The sequence below is a fragment of the Streptomyces sp. NPDC008121 genome, from assembly GCF_042957155.1.
Lineage (GTDB): Bacteria > Actinomycetota > Actinomycetes > Streptomycetales > Streptomycetaceae > Streptomyces.
Genome location: NZ_JBIBHT010000002.1, coordinates 234,781 through 252,659 on the forward strand (window position 1 = coordinate 234,781; position 17,879 = coordinate 252,659).

The following is a 17,879-nucleotide window of genomic DNA, read 5'->3' on the forward strand; positions in this document are numbered from 1 at the left end:
GGCGCTGTCCACCGCTTTACGCCCTCGTCGGCCGGGGTGCGCGGGGCTAAGCCCCCCGGGCCGGGTTCCGCACCCGCCCTCCGTGCCGTCCCGAGCCGGCCCCGTCCGCATACGGCCGATCGCATGGCCGGATGTCGTCGGTCGCTCGGTTAAACACCCGACCGAGCAAGATCACTGCATGTGAGGAATGCTCACGGCCTGCTGGGCCAGACGTGGGCACCGGCCGTTACTGTTCCCAGAGTTCTGGACGGATTCCCGGATGTTCATCCGATTTCTCGTCTTTCACCGATTGGCGTGCGTCTGCGCCGATCGCTCCCCCCTGTGAAGGAGTGCTCGCCCGATGACCGTGGAAACCACGACGGACACGCACACGGAGGCACAACGGGACGCGCCGCCACGGCAGTCCAGCCTCAGTACGGCGGCCGCGCGCAAGCTCGCCACCACGACCAAGTCGGCTCCGCAGATGCAGGAGATCACCTCCCGGTGGCTGCTGCGGATGCTTCCCTGGGTGGAGACCAAGGGCGGCGCCTACCGGGTGAACCGGCGGCTGAGCTACACCGTCGGCGACGGACGCATCGAGTTCGTCCAGGACGGCGGCGACGTCCGGGTGATTCCGCGGGAGCTCGGCGAACTCGCCCTGCTGCGCGGCTTCGACGACGACGAGGTGCTCACCGGGCTCGCCGGGCGGTGCGCGCAGCGGGACTTCCGGGCCGGCGAGGTGCTGGTCGAGCGCGGGACGCCGTCCGAGCAGATCCATCTGATCGCCCACGGGCGGATCAACCAGACCTCCGTCGGAAAGTACGGCGACGAGGTCACCGTCGCGGTGCTCGCGGACGGCGAGCAGTTCGGCGAGAACGCCCTCCTGGACGCCGATGCCAGGTGGGACTACACCGCCACCGCCGAGACCGCCGGCACCCTCCTCACCCTGTCCCGGGCCGACTTCGCCGCCGTCGTGGCCGCGGCGCCGGCGCTTCAGGAGCACCTCCGGCACTTCACCTCGCTGCCCGCCCAGCGGCAGAACCGGCATGGCGAGGCCGAGATCGCCATGTCGGCCGGCCACACCGGCGAGGTCGAGCTGCCCGGCGCCTTCGTGGACTACGAACTCCGCCCCCGCGAGTACGAACTGTCGGTCGCGCAGACCATCCTGCGCGTCCACAGCAGGGTCACCGACCTCTACAACGGGCCGATGGACCAGACCGAGGAGCAGCTCAGGCTCACCATCGAGGCGCTGCGCGAGCGCCAGGAGCACGAGCTGATCAACAACCGGGAGTTCGGTCTCCTGCACAACGCCGACTTCAAGCAGCGGATCCAGCCGCACTCCGGCCCTCCCACCCCGGACGACCTCGACGAACTGCTCTGCCGTCGTCGTGGCACCAAGCTGCTGCTCGCCCACCCCAGGACCATCGCGGCGATCGGCCGCGAGCTGAACGCCCGCGGGCTCTACCCCGACCACGTCGACCTCGGCGGTCAGTCGGTCCCGGCCTGGCGCGGTGTCCCGATCCTGCCGTGCAACAAGATCCCCATCAGCAAGGAGAACACCAGCTCCATCCTCGCGATGCGCACCGGCGAGGACAACCAGGGCGTCATCGGTCTGCACCAGACCGGCCTGCCGGACGAGTACGAACCCGGTCTGTCGGTGCGCTTCATGGGCATCAACGAGCAGGCGATCATCTCGTACCTGGTCACTACCTACTACTCCGCCGCCGTCCTCGTTCCCAACGCCCTCGGCGTCCTGGAGAACGTGCAGATCGCCCGTCGGCGCGACTGACCCTCCCGCTCCCCCTCCCCCGACCGGCCCGTGCCGGCGAGCGCCCGGGATCCGGGCCGTTCACCCACCTCATCGAGGAGTTCCGGATGCCCGATCCTGGGCCTTCCCCTCTGCAGTCGAGCGTGCCCGCCGCCGCGGCCCGCTTCGGGGCCCACACCTTCGGCCTCGCCCACGCGCTCGGCGCCGCCCACGCGCCGGCCGTCGGGACCGAACCCATGCCGGCGACCCCGCCCGCGAGCGACGCGCTGCCGCTGCCCGGGCGGGAAGGACCCGCCCGGGGGCGGGTCCCGCTCGGGCCGAGCGGACTGGGCACGGCCGGCCTGCGCCTCGCCCCGCGCGAGGCCCCGCCGGCGCCCCCCGCGGAACCGGCACCCGCGGAGGCCGCGGAAGGAACCCCGATCCCCGGGCTCTACCACCACCCGGTGCCGGAACCCGACCCCGCACGGGTGGAGGAGGTCAGCCGGCGGATCAGGGACTGGGCGGTCGACGAGGTCCAGGCGGTGCCGCCGGAGTGGGAGGACCAGTTCGACGGGTTCTCCGTCGGCCGCTACATGGTCGCCTGCCACCCCGACGCCCCGACGGTCGACCACCTGATGATCGCCACCCGGCTGATGGTCGCCGAGAACGCCGTCGACGACTGCTACTGCGAGGACCACGGCGGGTCGCCCATCGGTCTCGGCAGCCGGCTCCTGCTGGCGCACACGGCGCTCGACCCGCTGCACACCACCGAGGAGTACGCGCCGGAGTGGACCGAGTCCCTCCAGGCGGACGCGCCCCGGCGGGCGTACCGCTCGGCGATGGAGTACTTCGTCCGGCAGGCGACGGCCTCCCAGGCGGACCGTTTCCGGCACGACATGGCCCGGCTGCACATGGGGTACCTCGCCGAGGCCGCCTGGGCCGAGACGGATCACGTCCCCGAGGTGTGGGAGTACCTGGCGATGCGCCAGTTCAACAACTTCCGCCCCTGCCCCACCATCACCGACACCGTGGGCGGTTACGAGCTGCCGGCCGACCTGCACGCCCAGCCCGCCCTGCAGCGCGTCATCGCCCTCGCCGGCAACGCGACGACGATCGTCAACGACCTGTACTCGTACACCAAAGAGCTCGCCAGTCCCGGCACGCACCTCAATCTGCCAGTCGTGATCGCCGCCCGGGAGAACCGCTCCGACCGGGACGCCTATCTGAAGGCGGTCGAGGTCCACAACGACCTCATGCACGGCTTCGAGACCGAGGCCGCCGTCCTCGCCGCCGCGTGCCCGGTCCCGAGCCTGCAGCGCTTCCTGCGCGGCGTGGCCGCGTGGGTCGACGGCAACCACCACTGGCACCAGACCAACACCTATCGCTACAGCCTGCCCGACTTCTGGTAGAGAAGGACTTACCCGTGACCAGCACCCAGTTCAACACCTCCACCGGCACCTCCGCGTTCATCCCGGCGCCGGCGTCCCCCTACCAGGGGGACATCGCCCGGTACTGGAACCAGGAGGCCAGGCCCGTCAACCTGCGTCTCGGGGACGTGGACGGGCTCTACCACCACCACTACGGCATCGGCGACGTCGACCACGCGGCCCTCGGGAGCAGCGACGACGCCGAGTACGAGAAGCGGCTGATCGCCGAGCTGCACCGCCTGGAGTCGGCGCAGACCGACATCCTCCTGGACCACCTCGGCGCCGTCGGGGACGGCGACACGCTCGTGGACGCCGGCTGCGGCCGGGGCGGTTCGATGGTCATGGCCCACCAGCGGTTCGGCTGCACGGTCGAGGGCGTCACCCTCTCGACCACCCAGGCCGAGTTCGCCAACCGGCGCGCCCGTGAACTCGGCATCGAGGACCACGTACAGGCCCGCGTGTGCAACATGCTCGACACGCCGTTCGAGACCGGCCTGGCCGCCGCCTCGTGGAACAACGAGTCGAGCATGTACGTCGATCTGCACGACCTGTTCGCCGAGCACTCCCGCGTCCTCAAGGTCGGCGGGCGGTACGTCACCATCACCGGCTGCTGGAACCCCCGCTACGGCCAGCCGTCGAAGTGGGTCTCCCAGATCAACGCGCACTTCGAGTGCAACATCCACTCCCGCCGGGAGTACCTCCGCGCCATGGCCGACAACCGTCTGGTGCCGCAGGCCGTCATCGACCTGACGCCCGAGACCCTCCCCTACTGGGAGCTGCGGGCCACGTCGTCGCTGGTCACCGGCATCGAGGAGGCGTTCATCAACTCGTACAGGGACGGTTCCTTCCAGTACGTCCTCATCGCGGCCGATCGCGTCTGACCGACCGCGTGAGACCGACCGCCGCCTGGTCGCGGAGCCTGCCCGTCAGGTCCGCAGCCAGGCGGCGGTGTCCGTGGGGAGCGTGCCGTCCGGGTGCAGTGGGCCGCTGGTCAGCAGGACCTCCGTGTGCGGCGGGAGCCCGACCGGCCCGGGCGCGAGGTTGACCACGCACACCAGTCGGTCCGTGCGGGCGAAGGCCAGGACGCCGTCGGCGGCGGGGAGCCAGCGCAGCGGTCCGTCGCCGAACCCGGGGGTCTCGCGGCGCAGCCGGAGTGCCGAGCGGTAGAGGGTGAGCATGGAGTCGGCGTCGAGGCTCTGGCGGTCCGCCGCGTACTCCCGCCAGTCCTCGGGCTGCGGCAGCCAGGGTTCCGATCGCGATCCGAAGCCGGCGTACGGGGCGTCGGCGGCCCAGGGCAGCGGGACGCGGCAGCCGTCGCGGCCGGGGTCGGTGCCTCCGGAGCGGAAGTGCATGGGGTCTTGGATGCGGTCGAGGGGGATGTCCGCCTCGGGCAGGCCCAGCTCCTCGCCCTGGTAGAGGTAGACCGACCCGGGGAGGGCCAGGGTCAGCAGGGCGGCGGCGCGGGCTCGCCGGGTGCCGAGCCCGAGGTCGGTGGGGGTCCCGAAGGCCTTCGTGGCGAAGTCGAACGCGGTGTCGTGGCGGCCGTAGCGGGTCACCGTCCGCGTCACGTCGTGGTTGCACAGCACCCAGGTCGCCGGCGCCCCGACGGGGGCGTGCTCCGCCAGGGTGTCGTCGATGGCGCGGCGCAGCCGGTCGGGGTCCCAGGGGCAGGCGAGGAAGGAGAAGTTGAAGGCGGTGTGCAGTTCGTCGGGGCGGAGGTAGCGGGCGAAGCGTTCGGAGTCCGGGAGCCACACCTCGCCGACGAAGACGGCTCCGTACTCGTCGGCGATCGCGCGCCAGGAGCGGTAGATGTCGTGGAGTTCGTCGCGGTCGATGTACGGGTGGGGGTCGACGCCCTCCTCGAAGTCGGCGAGCGCCGGGTCCTTGGCGAGCAGGGCCGCGGAGTCGATGCGTACGCCCGCGATCCCGCGCTCGAACCAGAAGCGCAGGACGTCCTCGTGTTCCTGGCGGACGGCGGGGTGCGCCCAGTTGAGGTCGGGCTGTTCGGGGGCGAAGAGGTGGAGGTACCACTCGCCGTCCGGGACGCGGGTCCAGGTGCGGCCGGCGAACTGGGAGGGCCAGTCGTTGGGCGGGAGTTCGCCGTTCTCGCCCTGGCCGGGGCGGAAGTGGAAGAGGGCCCGCTCGGGGCTGCCCGGCCCGGCCGCCAGGGCGGCCCGGAACCAGGCGTGCCGGTCGGAGACGTGATTGGGGACGATGTCGATGAGGGTGCGGATGCCGAGTTCACGGGCTTCGGCGATCAGCTTCTCCGCTTCGCCGAGGGTGCCGAAGGCGGGGTCGATGGTGCGGTAGTCGGCGACGTCGTAGCCGCCGTCGACGAGGGGCGAGAGGTACCAGGGGGTGAACCAGAGCGCGTCGACGCCGAGTTCGGCGAGGTAGGGCAGTCGGGTCCGGACGCCCGCGAGGTCCCCGGTGCCGTCGCCGTCGCCGTCGGCGAAGCTGCGTGGGTACACCTGGTAGATGGCGGCGTCGCGCCACCAGTCGTCGGTGCGGGGCGAGTGAGGGGCTGCCACGTGAGGTCCTTTCGGGCAGGGTGGGGCTTCGCCGCCGGACCGGTGGGCGGGGCGTCGTCGGTCGGTCCGGCGGCGAAGGCTTGTGGAGGGTGCGCGGGGCCGGTGCGGGTGGCCCCGGATCGGAGCGCGTAGGAGCGGGCCCGGGCGAAGGGGCCGGGCGGTGGTCCGCTGTCAGCCCTTGAGTCCGCCGGCGGTGAGTCCGCTCATGATGTTGCGCTGGAAGACCAGGAAGATGAGCAGCGTCGGCAGGGAGGCGATCGTGAGCGCGGCGATCAGCACGTTCACGGGGACGCCGTTGGAGAGGGAGTAGATGCCGACGTTGAGGGTCTGTTTGGCGGGGTCGGGCAGGGTGAGCATGGGCCAGAGGAAGTCCTTCCAGACGCCGACGACGGCGAAGATGGACACCACGCCCAGGATGGGCCGCGAGATGGGCAGCACGATGGACCAGAGCACCCGCATCGGGGTGGCGCCGTCCATCGAGGCGGCGTCGAGGAGCTCCTTCGGGATCGAGTCGAAGAAGCGTTTGAGCAGGAAGATGTTGAAGGCGTTGGTGACCGAGGGCAGCCAGATCGCCCAGGGGCTGTTGAGCAGGTTGCGTTCCACGAGGGGCACGTCGAGCACGGTGAGGTACTGCGGGACGACCAGGACCGTCGCCGGGATCATCAGCGTCGCCAGCATCATGCCGAGGATGGCCTTGCCGAGGACCGGACGGAGCTTGGAAAGGGAGTAGGCCGCCGCCACGTCCAGGACGAGCTGGAAGGCGAGGGCGCCGAAGGCGTAGTACAGCGTGTTGAAGAGCAGGCTCGCGAGGTCCATGACCTCCCAGGCGCGGGTGTAGTTCTCCGGTGCGAAGGAGCCGGGCACCAGCGTCGGCGGGGTCTGGACGACCTCCTGGGGGTCCTTGAATCCACTGGACACCATCCAGTAGAGCGGGCCGAGGAAGAGCAGGGTGAATCCGCCGACGACCAGGGTGAAGGTCACCCAGTACAGGGCCTTGCCGCGGGGTCGGGCGAGCTGGGCCGGTGAGATGAGGGTGCGTGTGGACATGGTGGTCTCCCCTGCCTACTCGTCCTCGGCGCGGCTCAGCTTCACGTACGCCGCCGAGAATCCGGCGAGGAGTACGAGCAGGAGCAGGCCGAGCGCGGCGGCGGCTCCGTAGTCGTTGAAGTTGAAGGCGTACTGGTAGATGAGGTAGACGACCGTGGTCGTGGAGCCCTCCGGGCCGGCGCCGCCGGTGAGCAGGAACGGTTCGACGAAGACCTGCATCGTCGCGATGACCTGCATGAGGAGCATCAGCGAGAGGATGAGCCGCGTCTGCGGGATGGTGACGTGCCAGATCTTGCGCAGCAGGCCGGCGCCGTCGAGTTCGGCCGCTTCGTAGAGTTCCCCGGGGATGCCCTGGAGCGCGGCGAGGTAGATGAGGGCGGCGCCTCCCATGTTCATCCAGGTCGAGGCGATGACGACGGCGAGCATGGAGATGTCGGGGTCCTGGAGCCACTGCTGTTCGGGCAGGTGCAGGAAGCGGAACAGCTCGTTGAGCAGGCCGTAGCCGGGGTCGTAGAGGTACTTGAAGAGGAGCACCGCGGCGACGGGGGGCAGCATCACCGGCAGGTAGACGAGCAGCCGGAGGTAGCCCTGGCCGTGGTGGAACTCGTTGATGACGAGGGCGACGACGAAGGGGACGGCGAAGCCGAAGACCAGGGCCAGGACGGTGAAGAGGAGGGTGTTGCGCCAGGCCTGCCAGAAGGCGGGGTCGTTGACGACGGTGGCGAGGTTGTCGAGGCCGGCCCAGGTGGTCTGTCCGCCTTCGGTCTTCTGGAAGGCGAGCACGAACTCCCTGACCATCGGGTACCAGGAGAACAGTGCGAAGCAGAGGACCGCGCCGATGAGGAAGCCGTGGGCGGTGAGGTTGCGCCGCAGGCTCTTGGCGAAGCGGCCGCCGGCCGGCCGCGGGCCGGGTGCGCTAGGCGGTGCGGGGCGGGGGGCGTCCGCCTTGCTCGGGGTCAGACTGGGGGCCGACATCGTCGCTCCTTGGTGCTGGTCTGCCGGTTGCGGTCCCGCGGGCGCTGCCACGGGCGGTCGGGGTGGGCGCCGGTACGGGGGCGGGCGCGGTGCTCGCGGCGGGGGCGGGTGCTCGGTCACCGCCCCCGCGCGGTCCCGTTACGGGTGGGCCAGGACCTGGTTGACCTGGGCTTCGGCGGTGGCGAGGAGCTTGTCGACATCGGCGTCCTTGTTGGTGAGGATGCCGGACATCACGTTGTCGAGGACCTTGTAGACCTCCTGGGCCTTCGGCGGCTCCGCCTTTCCGGCCACGGGGTTGTCCATGTAGGCCTTGAAGTTGGCGACCGGCATGGTGGCGTGGGTGACGCGGGCGGCGTCGTCGGTGGCCTTGGATCCGTTCAGCCAGAAGTTGGGCTGCGGGACGCCGACGGGCAGGCCGTCCTTCTTGCTGCGGGCCCAGTCGAACTGGCCCTTGCCCACGGAGAGGTTCTTGAAGTTGAGCCAGGCGATCGCGGCCTTGATCTTGTCGCCGGAGATCCCCTTCTTGATCATGTAGTCGTTGCCGCCGGCGAGGGTGGCCCGCTCGCCGGGTATCGGGCCCATGCCGAAGTTCTCGTACTTCGCGCCGAGCTGCTGGACCATGTACGCGATGTCGTCGGGTGCGGCAAGGAACATGCCGAGCTTGTCGGTGGCGATCTGCTTCTGCAGGTCGCCCCACTTGAGCAGCTGGGTCCTGCCCATGCTGTCGTCCTCCCAGCGCATGGCGTGGAGGTTCCTGGCGACCTGCTTGCCGAGGTCGGTGTTGAAGGCGGCCTTCTTGCCGCTCGCGTCGACGACGTCGCCGCCGACGCTGTACATCTGGGCGGTGAAGTGCCAGCCGCCGGTGTTGCCGGCGCTGTACTCGCCGAAGCCGGCGATGCCCTGGCCCAGGCCGGCGATCTTCTTGGCGGCCGTGCGGACCTCGTCCCAGGTGCGCGGCGGGGCGTCCGGGTCGAGGCCCGCCTGCTGGAAGAGCTTGCGGTTGATGAGGAGGCCCATCCGGTAGTTGCTGGTGGGCAGGCCGTAGAGCTTGCCGTCCTGCTTGAGCGAGGCGAGGACGTCGGGGTCGATGTCCTTCAGCAGCGGCACCGTCTTGTCGTTGACGTAGGCGGTGATGTCGGCGGCGCCGTCGTTGTCGAGGACCTGGGGCAGGTCGGTGAAGTAGGTGTAGAAGACGTCCGGCTGCGACTTGGCCTTGAGCATCGCGGTGAAGCGCGGCGGCTCCAGGCACTGGCCGGGGGTGGAGCGGCCTTCGATGGTGATGTTCGGGTAGGTCTTGTTGAAGGTGGCGACGTCCTCCTTCCACTGTCTGAGCTCGGCGGCCTTCGCCGTGGGCGGCATGCAGTCGATGGTGAGGGTCACCTTGGTCTGCGGGTCGAGCGGGGCGGCGGGGTCGGACGACCCGGCGCCTTCGGAACCACCGTCGCCGTCGGTGTCGCTGCTGCTCGTGCCGCAGGCGGCGAGCGCGGTGAGCGTGAGGGCGGAGACGAGGGTGACCGCGCTGGCGCGGCGGGTGCGGCGGAACCGAGCACTTCTCATGGGTGGTCCCCTTCGGGCCAAGGACGTGGAGTTCACCCCACCGCCGGTGCGTTGTGGGGCGCGGCACACTCAACCACCGCCGACAAGTGAACGCAAGATCTCGCGCCAATTTCGTAATTGTTTGACAGACAAGCGCAGGGAATCGGGATCACGCGGCGGTCCCCGACCCCCGCCCGGACATGGAGACGGCACGCCCGGAGCTGCGAACGGGCGTGTGCGGGCGTGCGGGAGGGCGCGGGGCCGCTCGGGGCAGGCCGGGGACGTCGAGGGCCCGTGGGGGCAAGCGGGCGCTCGGGGACCGCAAGGGACCGGCGCACGGCACGCAAACGACTTGCGTGCCGTGCGCCGGCCGGGCCTCGCGGGGGGGCTCACCCCGCGCGAGCGGTCAGGGGTTGACGTTGATCTTGAAGGTGGACGTGGTGTTACGGATGTCCACCGCGTTGCCGCTCAGCTTCAGGCCGTTGAAGGTCACCTCCCCCACGGCCGGCCCCTGCCCGGACTCCGGCATCTCGTTGGCCCAGAGACCGAAGCCCGACTTCGCGTCGAAGGCGTCCCCGCTCTTGCGCGCCCCCGTGATGGAGACGTCGGTGAAGACGGTGTCCTTGATGGGGAACTGCGGCTGTCCGCCGACGTAGTTCGTCTGGAACATCACTCCGCTGTACGTCGGGTCGACGATGTCGACGTGGTTGACCCTGATCCCCTGGAAGACCTTGGAGGCGGAGAACACCCAGATGCCGGGGAAGGTCTGCGAACCCCAGAAGTGTCCGCCGGCCCGGACGATCGAGATGTTCTCGAAGACCGTGGGATCGGTGCCGAAGCCGTTCATCGGGTAGCCGAAGTCCAGCGAGGAGATGGTGATGCCGGAGTAGACCAGCGTGTCCGCGATGTGGATGTTGCGGAAGGTGTTGTGGTAGCCGCCGTAGACGGCGACACCCGCGGCGCGCCAGGTGAGCGTCGACGTCAGGTTCTCGTAGACGTTGTTCTTCATCTCCGCGCCGCCCGCGTCGATGGCGGAGAAGAGCGCGAAGCTGTCGTCGCCGGTGGCCCGGGCGTCGTTGTTGGTCACCAGGTTGTCCGTCGACCCGTTGGTCATGTTGATGCCGTCGGCGAACATGTTGCGGATCCGCGAGTTCTTGATGGTGATCCGGTCGGTGTTGGCGCCCCAGTACAGGCACACCATGTGTTCGTTCCAGATGTCGTCGATCACGATGTCGGTGACGTTGGCGAAGTCGAACACCTTGCCCGGGCCGTCGATCCGCGAGGTGTAGTTGCCGAAGTACGCGAAGCCCTTGAAGAGCGAGCCCTTCGCCGCCGCCTCGGCCCGGAAGCCGATGTCGGTGTTGTCCTGCGCGGCGGGGGCGTGGAACGTCGTGTACCAGGGGCCGGCGCCGACGACCTTCACGGCCTTGCCGTACACCTGGAACTTGCTCGACGTCTGGTAGTCGCCCGGGGGCAGATAGACGCCGACGAGGGTGCCCGTGGTGTCCATCCGCACCTTGTCGAGCGCGTTCTGGACGTCCTGGTGGCCGAAGCCGGCCGGGACGGTGTACGTCGCCGGGTCGGGGTTGGCGACCGGGGCGACCTGCTCCAGGTTGACGAAGTCGATCGCGTACGGCCGGCTGTTCGCGGCGTCCTTCTGCAACCGGATCCTGCTGCCGGCCCGTACGGTCTCGCCGAGCAGCATGTGCGCCTCGTCGTAGATGTGCCGCGGGGCGCCCGCTCCCGGGGAGTTGCCGGGCGCGGTCTCGGCGCCGTACAGCCAGGCGTACTTCGAGGTCACCGGGAGCGCCTTCTTGAACACCCCGTCGACGTAGACGTTGATCGTGGAGTCGATGCCGCCACCGCCCGGGGCGTCGGGCAGCGAGACCCGGGCGACCAGGGTGTTGGTGTCGGCGCGGGTGGTGAACTCGACGTACTCGCCCGTCGCGTCCAGGTGCACGGCCTTGCGTCCCGAGGCCTCGCCGGCGATGTCACCGACGGTCCGGTTCGGGCCGACGACCTGCGCTCCTCCCCCGGCGGTCCCGTCCTCGGCCTCGTACATGTCGTACGGCATGTTCGCGCCGCGGCCGACGAAGAGCGGCTGGGTGGAGGTGTTGTTGGCGCGCTTGACCGGCAGTTCGTTGGCGTCGTCGGCGAGGACGACCTTCACGGTGTACGAGCCGTTGGCGGCGGTCCAGGTGCCGAGGCTCACCTCCGCCGTGGCTCCGGCCGCGAGGGCTCCGTTGTGCGCACCGGTCAGCGTCTTGACCGTGGCGCCCTGGGAGTCGACCAGGGTGAGCGTGACGCCGTGGCCGCCGGATGCGGTCGCGACGGTGCCCTGGTTCTTCACGGCCACCTTGAAGGTGACGGCGTCCCCGGCCGCGGGGCTGGACGGCGAGGTCGTCACGGAGGACGTGACCAGGTCGGAGCTGGAGACCGGCCGGACGACGAGGGCGGTGGGGCTGGTGTAGGTGTTGTTGGACTCGTTCTGCTCGATGATCGCGTTCGCCTCGTCGACGACCGCGCTCAGCTGGTAGGACCCGGCGGCCCGCACGCCGAGGGAGGCGCTGACCGTGGTCTGCGCACCGGCGGCGAGGGCGCCGACCTGGGCGGTGGCGACCTTCGTGCCGCCCAGGCGCAGCGCGACGGCGCCGGCCGGCGCGGCGGCGGGGCCGCTGTTGCGGACGGTCGCGCTCACCGTGATCGGGTCCGATTCGACCGGGGACGCGGGCGAGGCGGTGAGACCGGTGACCTCGAGGTCCGGATTGGGTGCCGGGACGCCGATGACCTGGAGTTCGGCGAGCTGGCCGGCCGAGGAGCCGGAATTGGCGGTGAACCGCAGCTGGACGTCGGCGATCCGGGCGGAGAGCGGGATCGTGACGGTGTTGCCGCCGGACGGGTCGAAGGTGTAGCTCTTCGCCGCGACGAGTCCGCCGAAGCCGGAGGCGCTCTGCTCGCGGCCCAGCACCTCGATCGTCTGGCTGCGGGTGGCCCAGGCCGCGTCGGGGTTGAGCTTGAGGACGAGCCGGCCGACGTCGGCGTTGGAGCCGAGCTTCACGGTGAGGGTCTGCGGGTAGCTGCCGCCCGCGCCTTCCCAGTACGTCGCGACGTTGTTGTCGTTGGCGTTGGCCGCGGCGTAGGTGTGCACCGTGGAGGAGGCGGCGATCTCCTTGCCGACCGCGAGGTTGGAGCCCGGGCCGCCGGTGCCGTCGCGGGTCACGGCGTTGCTGTTCGCCGACTGGTTGCCCGCCGCGTCCTTGGCGCGCACGTGGTAGGTGACGGTGGCGGAGGCCGGCTGGGTGTCGGTGTACGTGGTGACGTTGCCGGCCACGCTGCCCCGGAGGGTGTTGTCGGCGTAGACGTCGTAGCCGCTGACGCCGACGTTGTCCGAGGAGGCGGTCCAGGCCAGCCTGATCTGCCCGGCGGCCGGTTCGGTGAGCGCCAGGTTCGCGGGCGCCGTCGGGGCCTGGGTGTCCCCGGTGTCACCGGTGCGGGTCACGCTGTTGCTGTCGGCGGACTGGTTGCCCGCCGCGTCCTTGGCGCGCACGCGGTAGGTGACGGTCTGGTTCGCCGGCCGGGTGTCGGTGAAGGTGGTGACGCCCGCGCCGACGCTGGTCAGCAGGGCGCCGTTGGCGTAGACGTCGTAGCCGGTCACGCCGACATTGTCGGTGGCGGCGTTCCAGGTGAGCCGGATCCGGTCGGTGGCGGGCTGGGTGAGGGCGAGGTTCGCGGGCACCGACGGGGCCTGCGTGTCGCCGGTCTGCGGGCCGTAGACCTCCAGCTCGGAGAGTTGTCCGGCGGCCTGGACGCTGTTCGCGGTGACCAGGACGCGCACGTACCGGGTGGTGGTCGCGTCGAAGGCGAGCGTCGCGGCGTGCCCGCCGGCGGCGTCGAAGGTGTACGCCCGGGAGGCGGTCAGGTCGGTGAAGGCGGTGCCGTCGGTGCTGCCCTGGACCTTCAGGGTCTGGCTGCGGGGCTCCCAGGCGGAGGGCAGACGCAGGACGACCCGGTCGACGCGGACGGCGGAGCCGAGGTCGGCCTGGAGCCACTGCGGGAGGGCGTTGTTGGCGCTCTCCCAGTACGTGGCCCGGTTGCCGTCGTTGGCGTTGCCCGCCGCGTACACCTGGGTGTGGCTGCTCGCGGTCAGCGTGCGGCCGCTCGCGAGGTTGCCGGAGGAGGCGTCGGCGGCGTGCACCTCCAGCTCGGAGAGCTGGGCCGCCTGCCAGCCGGTGTTGGCGGTGATGTGGACGCGGACGAACCGCGCCTGAGTGGCGGGGAAGCCCACGGTGACCGTGTTGGCCGCGCCCGGGCTGAAGGTGTAGGTGGCGGAGTTCTTCAGGGTGGCGAAGCTCGTGCCGTCGGCGCTGCCCTGGACGGAGAGCGTCTGCTGACGGCTCTCCCAGCCGGCGGGCAGCTTCAGGACCACCTCGTCCACGCGGGTCGTGGTCCCCAGGTCGGCCTGCACCCACTGGGGCAGACCGGTGCCGGCGCTCTGCCAGTACGAGGCCTGGTTGCCGTCGGTGATGTTTCCGGCGCCGTACTCGGCCACGGCGCTGGCGGCCGCCGCCGGGTCTCCGAGGGCGATGTTGGGTCCGCCCGCGGCCTCGGCGGTCACCAGCGGACCGCCCACTGCCAGGAGGCTGGTCGCGACCACGGCGCTCAGGAAGCGTGGTCTCCAGTCGGAGATGCTCATCTGTCCTCTCAGTCCTCGTTCTCGGCCTCGCGCCCGACCGGCGGCGAGGCACGGCTCAGGGGCGGCGGCCCCGTCGGGACGGGGCCGCCGCACGGGGTGGGGCGGGTCAGTTCCTGGTGACGACGAACTGCGAGCCGGGCTCGATGAGGACGTCGCCCTCGGCCGAGTCGGTGATGGTCACGTTCGTCAGCGTGGCGCTGCCTCGCGCCCCGCTCATCGCGAGGACGCCGGAGCCGTTGTTCGACTTGTCGATCCGAACGTTGCTGATCTTCACGTTCGGCATCTCGCCGCCACCCGTCTTGAACTGGATGCCGTCGTACGTCGAGTCGAGGATGTCGGTGTCCCGGATGGTGACGCCCGGGATGGGCTGCCCTTGCGCGAAGAGCGTGATGGCGCCGAACTCCTGGTCCTCGTTCCAGAACGCGCCGCCGGTGCGGTGGAGGGCGTTGTTGGCGATCAGGGTCTGGCCGGAGAAGGGCAGCGGGTCGTGGTCCGTGGCCAGCATGATGCCCGGGTAGTTCATGGTGTCCGAGATGACGTTGTTCTCGATCGTGTTCCCGAAGCCGCCGTAGACGGCGATCCCGTTGGCGCGCCAGGGCAGCTGGATGGTGTTGTTGCGGAAGTGGTTATTGGATCCGATGTCCACCGAGGTGTCCTTGACGTACTTGCTGGCCCAGACGGCCAGCGCGTCGTCGCCGGTGTTGCGGAAGGAGGAGTTGTAGACGGTCGAGTTGCGGGTGCCGTTGGCGAAGTTGATGCCGTCGGCGTACGTGTTGCGGATCCGCATCCCACTGAACTCCAGGCCGTCGCCGGGGCCCCAGAGCTCGGGGATGTTGGCGTAGTCGCGGCCGGCCCAGACGCCGACGTTGGCGTGCTCGATCCACACGTTGCTGATCTTGGTGCCCTTGCCGAAGCGTCCGTTGAGGCCGACGCCCCCCTCGGCGTTGCCGTCACCGCCGCGGATCTGACCCGAGCCGAAGATGGCGATGTCGGAGATCTGCGTGTTGTGGTCGATGTCGAAGCCGAAGTTGCCCTCGTGGGGGTGGTTGATGCCGCCGGCCTGGTGCGGCGGGGTCAGGGTGGAGAGCTGGGAGTGCCACATGCCCGCGCCCCGGATGGTCACGTCACGGATGCCGACCTGGTTGAACTGGCCCCGGTTGAGTGGGTCGTCGGTCAGGATCTTCTGCTCCTGGCGCCACTGCCCGGCGGGGATCCACACGCAGGGGATCTGACCGTTCTGGTCGGCGGTCACGGCGCGCTGGAGGGCGTCCGTGTCGTCGATGCCGTCGTTGGGGACGGCACCGTACTCGGTGATGGAGACGCAGTCGGCCGGCTTGGCGGCCGGGGGCGCGACCTGCTCCAGGTCGATCAGGTCGATGACGTAGAAGGCCGCCGAGTCGCCCGCATCGCGCTGGAGCCGGAACTTCGTGCCCACCGGGTAGGTCTGCGTCAGCAGCGCGTGCGACTCGTCGAAGAGCCGCCGTGCGTCACCGCCGGGCCGGTTGGTGAGGCCCTCGGGGTCGTCGGTGGTGCCGTAGAGCCAGCTGTGCTTGGACGACAGGGTCAGTTTGCGGACGAAGGTGCCGTTCGCGTAGAGGCTGATCGTGGCTTCCGCCCCGCCGCCGGCGGCGGAGTCGGGGACGGAGTTGCGCACCACGATCGAGTTGGACGGGTTAGTCGAGGTGAACTCGACGTACTGTCCCTGGGAGTTGAGGCGCACCGACTTGCGGCCGGAGGACTCGGTGGCGAAGTTCGTGTGGCCGAAGGTCCGCTTCTGGTCGGCGGTGAGCAGGGTGCCCTCGTAGCGGGCGTCCTCCGCCTCGTACTCGCTGTACGGCACGGCGGCGCCGCGTCCGACCACGAGGGAGCGGGTGAAGACGTTGTTGGTCTCGTCGGTCTCGGTGACGGTCCCGGTGGCGTCGGCCGTCGCGGTGAGGGTGGCCCCGCCGCTCGTGGCCGTCCAGGTGCCGGAGATCGCGACGGTGGCCGTCTGGCCGGCGGCGATGGCGCCGGTGGTGCCGTTCAGCGTGGTGGTTCCGGCGGTCAGCCGGGTCACCGTGCCGGCCGGGGCGCCGGTGGTGCCGCGGTTGTCGACCGCGACGGTGAAGGTGACGGCGGAGCCGACGGCGGGGCTGGACGGGTTGGTGGTGATGGCCGTGACCCGCAGGTCGGGACCGGGGCTCTGGCCGACGACGAGCTTGGCCGCCGCCGTCCGGCTGTTGTTGCTGTTGTCCTGCTCCGCGACGGTGTCGGTCGGGTCGGCCACCGCCGAGACGGTGTACGAGCCCATGGGCCGCTTGCCCACCGTGACCGGGACGGTCGCCGAAGCTCCGGCGGCGAGTGCGGGAACCGCGGCCGAGCCGGCGACGGCGCCCTCCAGGCTGACCTGGACCGTGGTCGCGGCGGCGGCCGCGGTGCCGGCGTTGCGGACGGTCGCGTTGACGGTCACGGCGTCCGTCTCGGACGGGGAGGAGGGGGTCCACGTCAGATCGGTGACGGTGAGGTCGGGGTTGGGCGCGGCCGCGCCGACGACCTGGAACTCCGCGACCTGGGCGCCGGGGGCGCCGGTGTTGGAGAAGAACGTGAGCCGGACGTCGGCGTACCGGCCGGTGACCGGGATGGTGACGGTGTTCTGCCCGGACGACGGGCTGAAGGCGTAGTCGGCGCGCGCCTTGAGGGAGGTGAAGCCGGAGGCCGACTGCTCCCGTCCGAGGACCTGGAGCGACTGGGTGCGCGGACCCCAGGCCTGGTCGGGGTTGAGTTTGACGACGACGGCCGCGACATCGGCGTTGGCGCCGAGCTTCACGGTGAGGCTGGAGGGGAATCCGGCCGATTCCCAGTAGCTGGCGACGCTGTCGTCGTTGGCGTTCGCGGCGATGTACGTCTGTGTCGTGGAGGTGGCCTCGATGGGCTTGTTGCGGGCGAGGTTCGATCCGTTGACCGGGGGCTCGACCGGGCCTCCGTCGTCCGCTCCGTACACCTCCAGTTCGGACAGTTGCGCCGCGTTCCAGCCCGTGTTGGCGCCGACCTGGACGCGGACGTACCGGACGGTGGTGGCGGTGAAGCCGACGCCGACGGTGTTGGCGGCGGCCGGGTCGAAGGCGCGGGCCCCCGACGCGGAGAGGGTGCTGAAGCTGCTGCCGTCGGTGCTGCCCTGGATGCTGAGGGTCTGACGGCGCGCCTCCCACCCGGTGGGCAGCTTGAGGGCGACGCGGTCGGCGCGGACGCTGCCGCCGAGGTCGACCTGGACCCATTGGGGGAACGAGCCCTGCGGGCCTTCCCAGTACGACTGCTGGCTTCCGTCGGTGACGTTGCCGGCCGGGTAGGCGCCGTGCGCGCCGCCGGCCGTGGCGGACTTGCCGAGCGCCAGATTGGGGCCCGCCGCCTGCGCGGAGACGGGCGCGGCGGGGGCGGACGGGGGCGCCGCATGGGCGGCGACGGGCAGCAGCCCGACCGCGACCAAGCCGGCTGTCACCGCGCCGGCGAGCAGCCGCCGGCCCTGGTGTGTGCCTCTCATGAATGGCCTCTTGTTCCGTGATCCGCGCGGGCGGCCGTGGCTCGCGGCCCGGCCTCCGTCGGCGTGCCGGTCGACGGAGGGCAGGGCGACGAGGCACACGTACCGGTGCGCCGAGTGGACGATGACAGGGAACTCTCGCCAGGTACTGACAGGGTGAGGGCGAGGAAATGACAGCGGTTATCCAGAACTTTTGAGTTATTCGGTCAATGTTTTGCGCTGTCAGGGTGACAGGTTTCTACCAGGTGACCACTTTGTCAACGGGCGTGACCAAGGGGGGAGTTACGTGGCGCACACAGGAGCCGGCCCGGAAGCGCGCCGGTAGGCGCGTCGGTGCAGGTCACGGGGCAGGCGCGGCGGCGCGGGGGCGAGGAGCGGCCCGGCGGGCAGGCGGAACGCCGCGCGCCCGCCCTGCGTACGAACCGCGTCC

9 protein-coding genes are annotated in these 17,879 nt (G+C 70.5%); 3 read left to right on the forward strand and 6 right to left on the reverse strand.

Translation table 11 applies throughout. From position 1 onward, the window contains the following. Positions 1-340 precede the first annotated feature (340 nt). The 3 genes from ACFZBD_RS06710 to ACFZBD_RS06720 all read left to right on the forward strand — a co-directional run bounded on the left by ACFZBD_RS06710 (position 341) and on the right by ACFZBD_RS06720 (position 4,034). Complete coding sequence (locus ACFZBD_RS06710; protein ID WP_391136594.1) at positions 341-1,768, forward strand: family 2B encapsulin nanocompartment shell protein; 1,428 nt, start codon at positions 341-343, stop codon at positions 1,766-1,768. Positions 1,769-1,854: 86 nt separating this feature from the next. After that, entirely contained in the window at positions 1,855-3,135 is a 1,281-nt protein-coding gene (locus ACFZBD_RS06715; RefSeq protein WP_391136598.1) for a family 2 encapsulin nanocompartment cargo protein terpene cyclase, read from the forward strand. Positions 3,136-3,149: 14 nt separating this feature from the next. Then, positions 3,150-4,034 carry a geranyl diphosphate 2-C-methyltransferase gene (locus tag ACFZBD_RS06720; protein WP_391136601.1) on the forward strand — a complete coding sequence of 295 codons (885 nt, stop codon included), beginning with the start codon at positions 3,150-3,152 and terminating at the stop codon, positions 4,032-4,034. Positions 4,035-4,079: 45 nt separating this feature from the next. Here ACFZBD_RS06720 and ACFZBD_RS06725 read toward each other — a convergent pair whose 3' ends face one another. From ACFZBD_RS06725 to ACFZBD_RS06750, 6 genes are all read right to left on the reverse strand, one after another. Beyond that, positions 4,080-5,684 (reverse strand): alpha-amylase family glycosyl hydrolase, encoded by a 1,605-nt coding sequence (locus ACFZBD_RS06725; RefSeq protein WP_391136604.1) that lies wholly within the window; start codon positions 5,682-5,684, stop codon positions 4,080-4,082. 171 nt (positions 5,685-5,855) lie between these two features. Further along, positions 5,856-6,731 (reverse strand): ABC transporter permease subunit, encoded by an 876-nt coding sequence (locus ACFZBD_RS06730; protein WP_391136607.1) that lies wholly within the window; start codon positions 6,729-6,731, stop codon positions 5,856-5,858. Positions 6,732-6,746: 15 nt separating this feature from the next. Then, the gene (locus ACFZBD_RS06735; protein ID WP_391136610.1) at positions 6,747-7,706 is read right to left on the reverse strand and encodes an ABC transporter permease subunit; all 960 of its coding nucleotides are present in this window, start codon (positions 7,704-7,706) and stop codon (positions 6,747-6,749) included. 138 nt (positions 7,707-7,844) lie between these two features. Beyond that, positions 7,845-9,263 carry an extracellular solute-binding protein gene (locus tag ACFZBD_RS06740; RefSeq protein ID WP_391136613.1) on the reverse strand — a complete coding sequence of 473 codons (1,419 nt, stop codon included), beginning with the start codon at positions 9,261-9,263 and terminating at the stop codon, positions 7,845-7,847. A 385-nt stretch (positions 9,264-9,648) separates the two neighbouring features. Further along, positions 9,649-13,935: a discoidin domain-containing protein gene (locus ACFZBD_RS06745; protein WP_391136615.1), complete on the reverse strand. Its 4,287-nt coding sequence runs from the start codon at positions 13,933-13,935 to the stop codon at positions 9,649-9,651. A 106-nt stretch (positions 13,936-14,041) separates the two neighbouring features. Continuing rightward, the gene (locus ACFZBD_RS06750; RefSeq protein ID WP_391136618.1) at positions 14,042-17,452 is read right to left on the reverse strand and encodes a CARDB domain-containing protein; all 3,411 of its coding nucleotides are present in this window, start codon (positions 17,450-17,452) and stop codon (positions 14,042-14,044) included. Positions 17,453-17,879 lie beyond the last annotated feature (427 nt).

Excerpts from the sequence above, each read along its gene's own strand:
- ACFZBD_RS06735 (WP_391136610.1), bottom strand. The coding sequence starts at position 7,706 with ATGTCGGCCCCCAGTCTGACCCCGAGCAAGGCGGACGCCCCCCGCCCC.
- ACFZBD_RS06750 (WP_391136618.1), bottom strand. The coding sequence starts at position 17,452 with ATGAGAGGCACACACCAGGGCCGGCGGCTGCTCGCCGGCGCGGTGACA.
- ACFZBD_RS06715 (WP_391136598.1), top strand. The coding sequence starts at position 1,855 with ATGCCCGATCCTGGGCCTTCCCCTCTGCAGTCGAGCGTGCCCGCCGCC.
- ACFZBD_RS06740 (WP_391136613.1), bottom strand. The coding sequence starts at position 9,263 with ATGAGAAGTGCTCGGTTCCGCCGCACCCGCCGCGCCAGCGCGGTCACC.
- ACFZBD_RS06745 (WP_391136615.1), bottom strand. The coding sequence starts at position 13,935 with ATGAGCATCTCCGACTGGAGACCACGCTTCCTGAGCGCCGTGGTCGCG.
- ACFZBD_RS06730 (WP_391136607.1), bottom strand. The coding sequence starts at position 6,731 with ATGTCCACACGCACCCTCATCTCACCGGCCCAGCTCGCCCGACCCCGC.
- ACFZBD_RS06710 (WP_391136594.1), top strand. The coding sequence starts at position 341 with ATGACCGTGGAAACCACGACGGACACGCACACGGAGGCACAACGGGAC.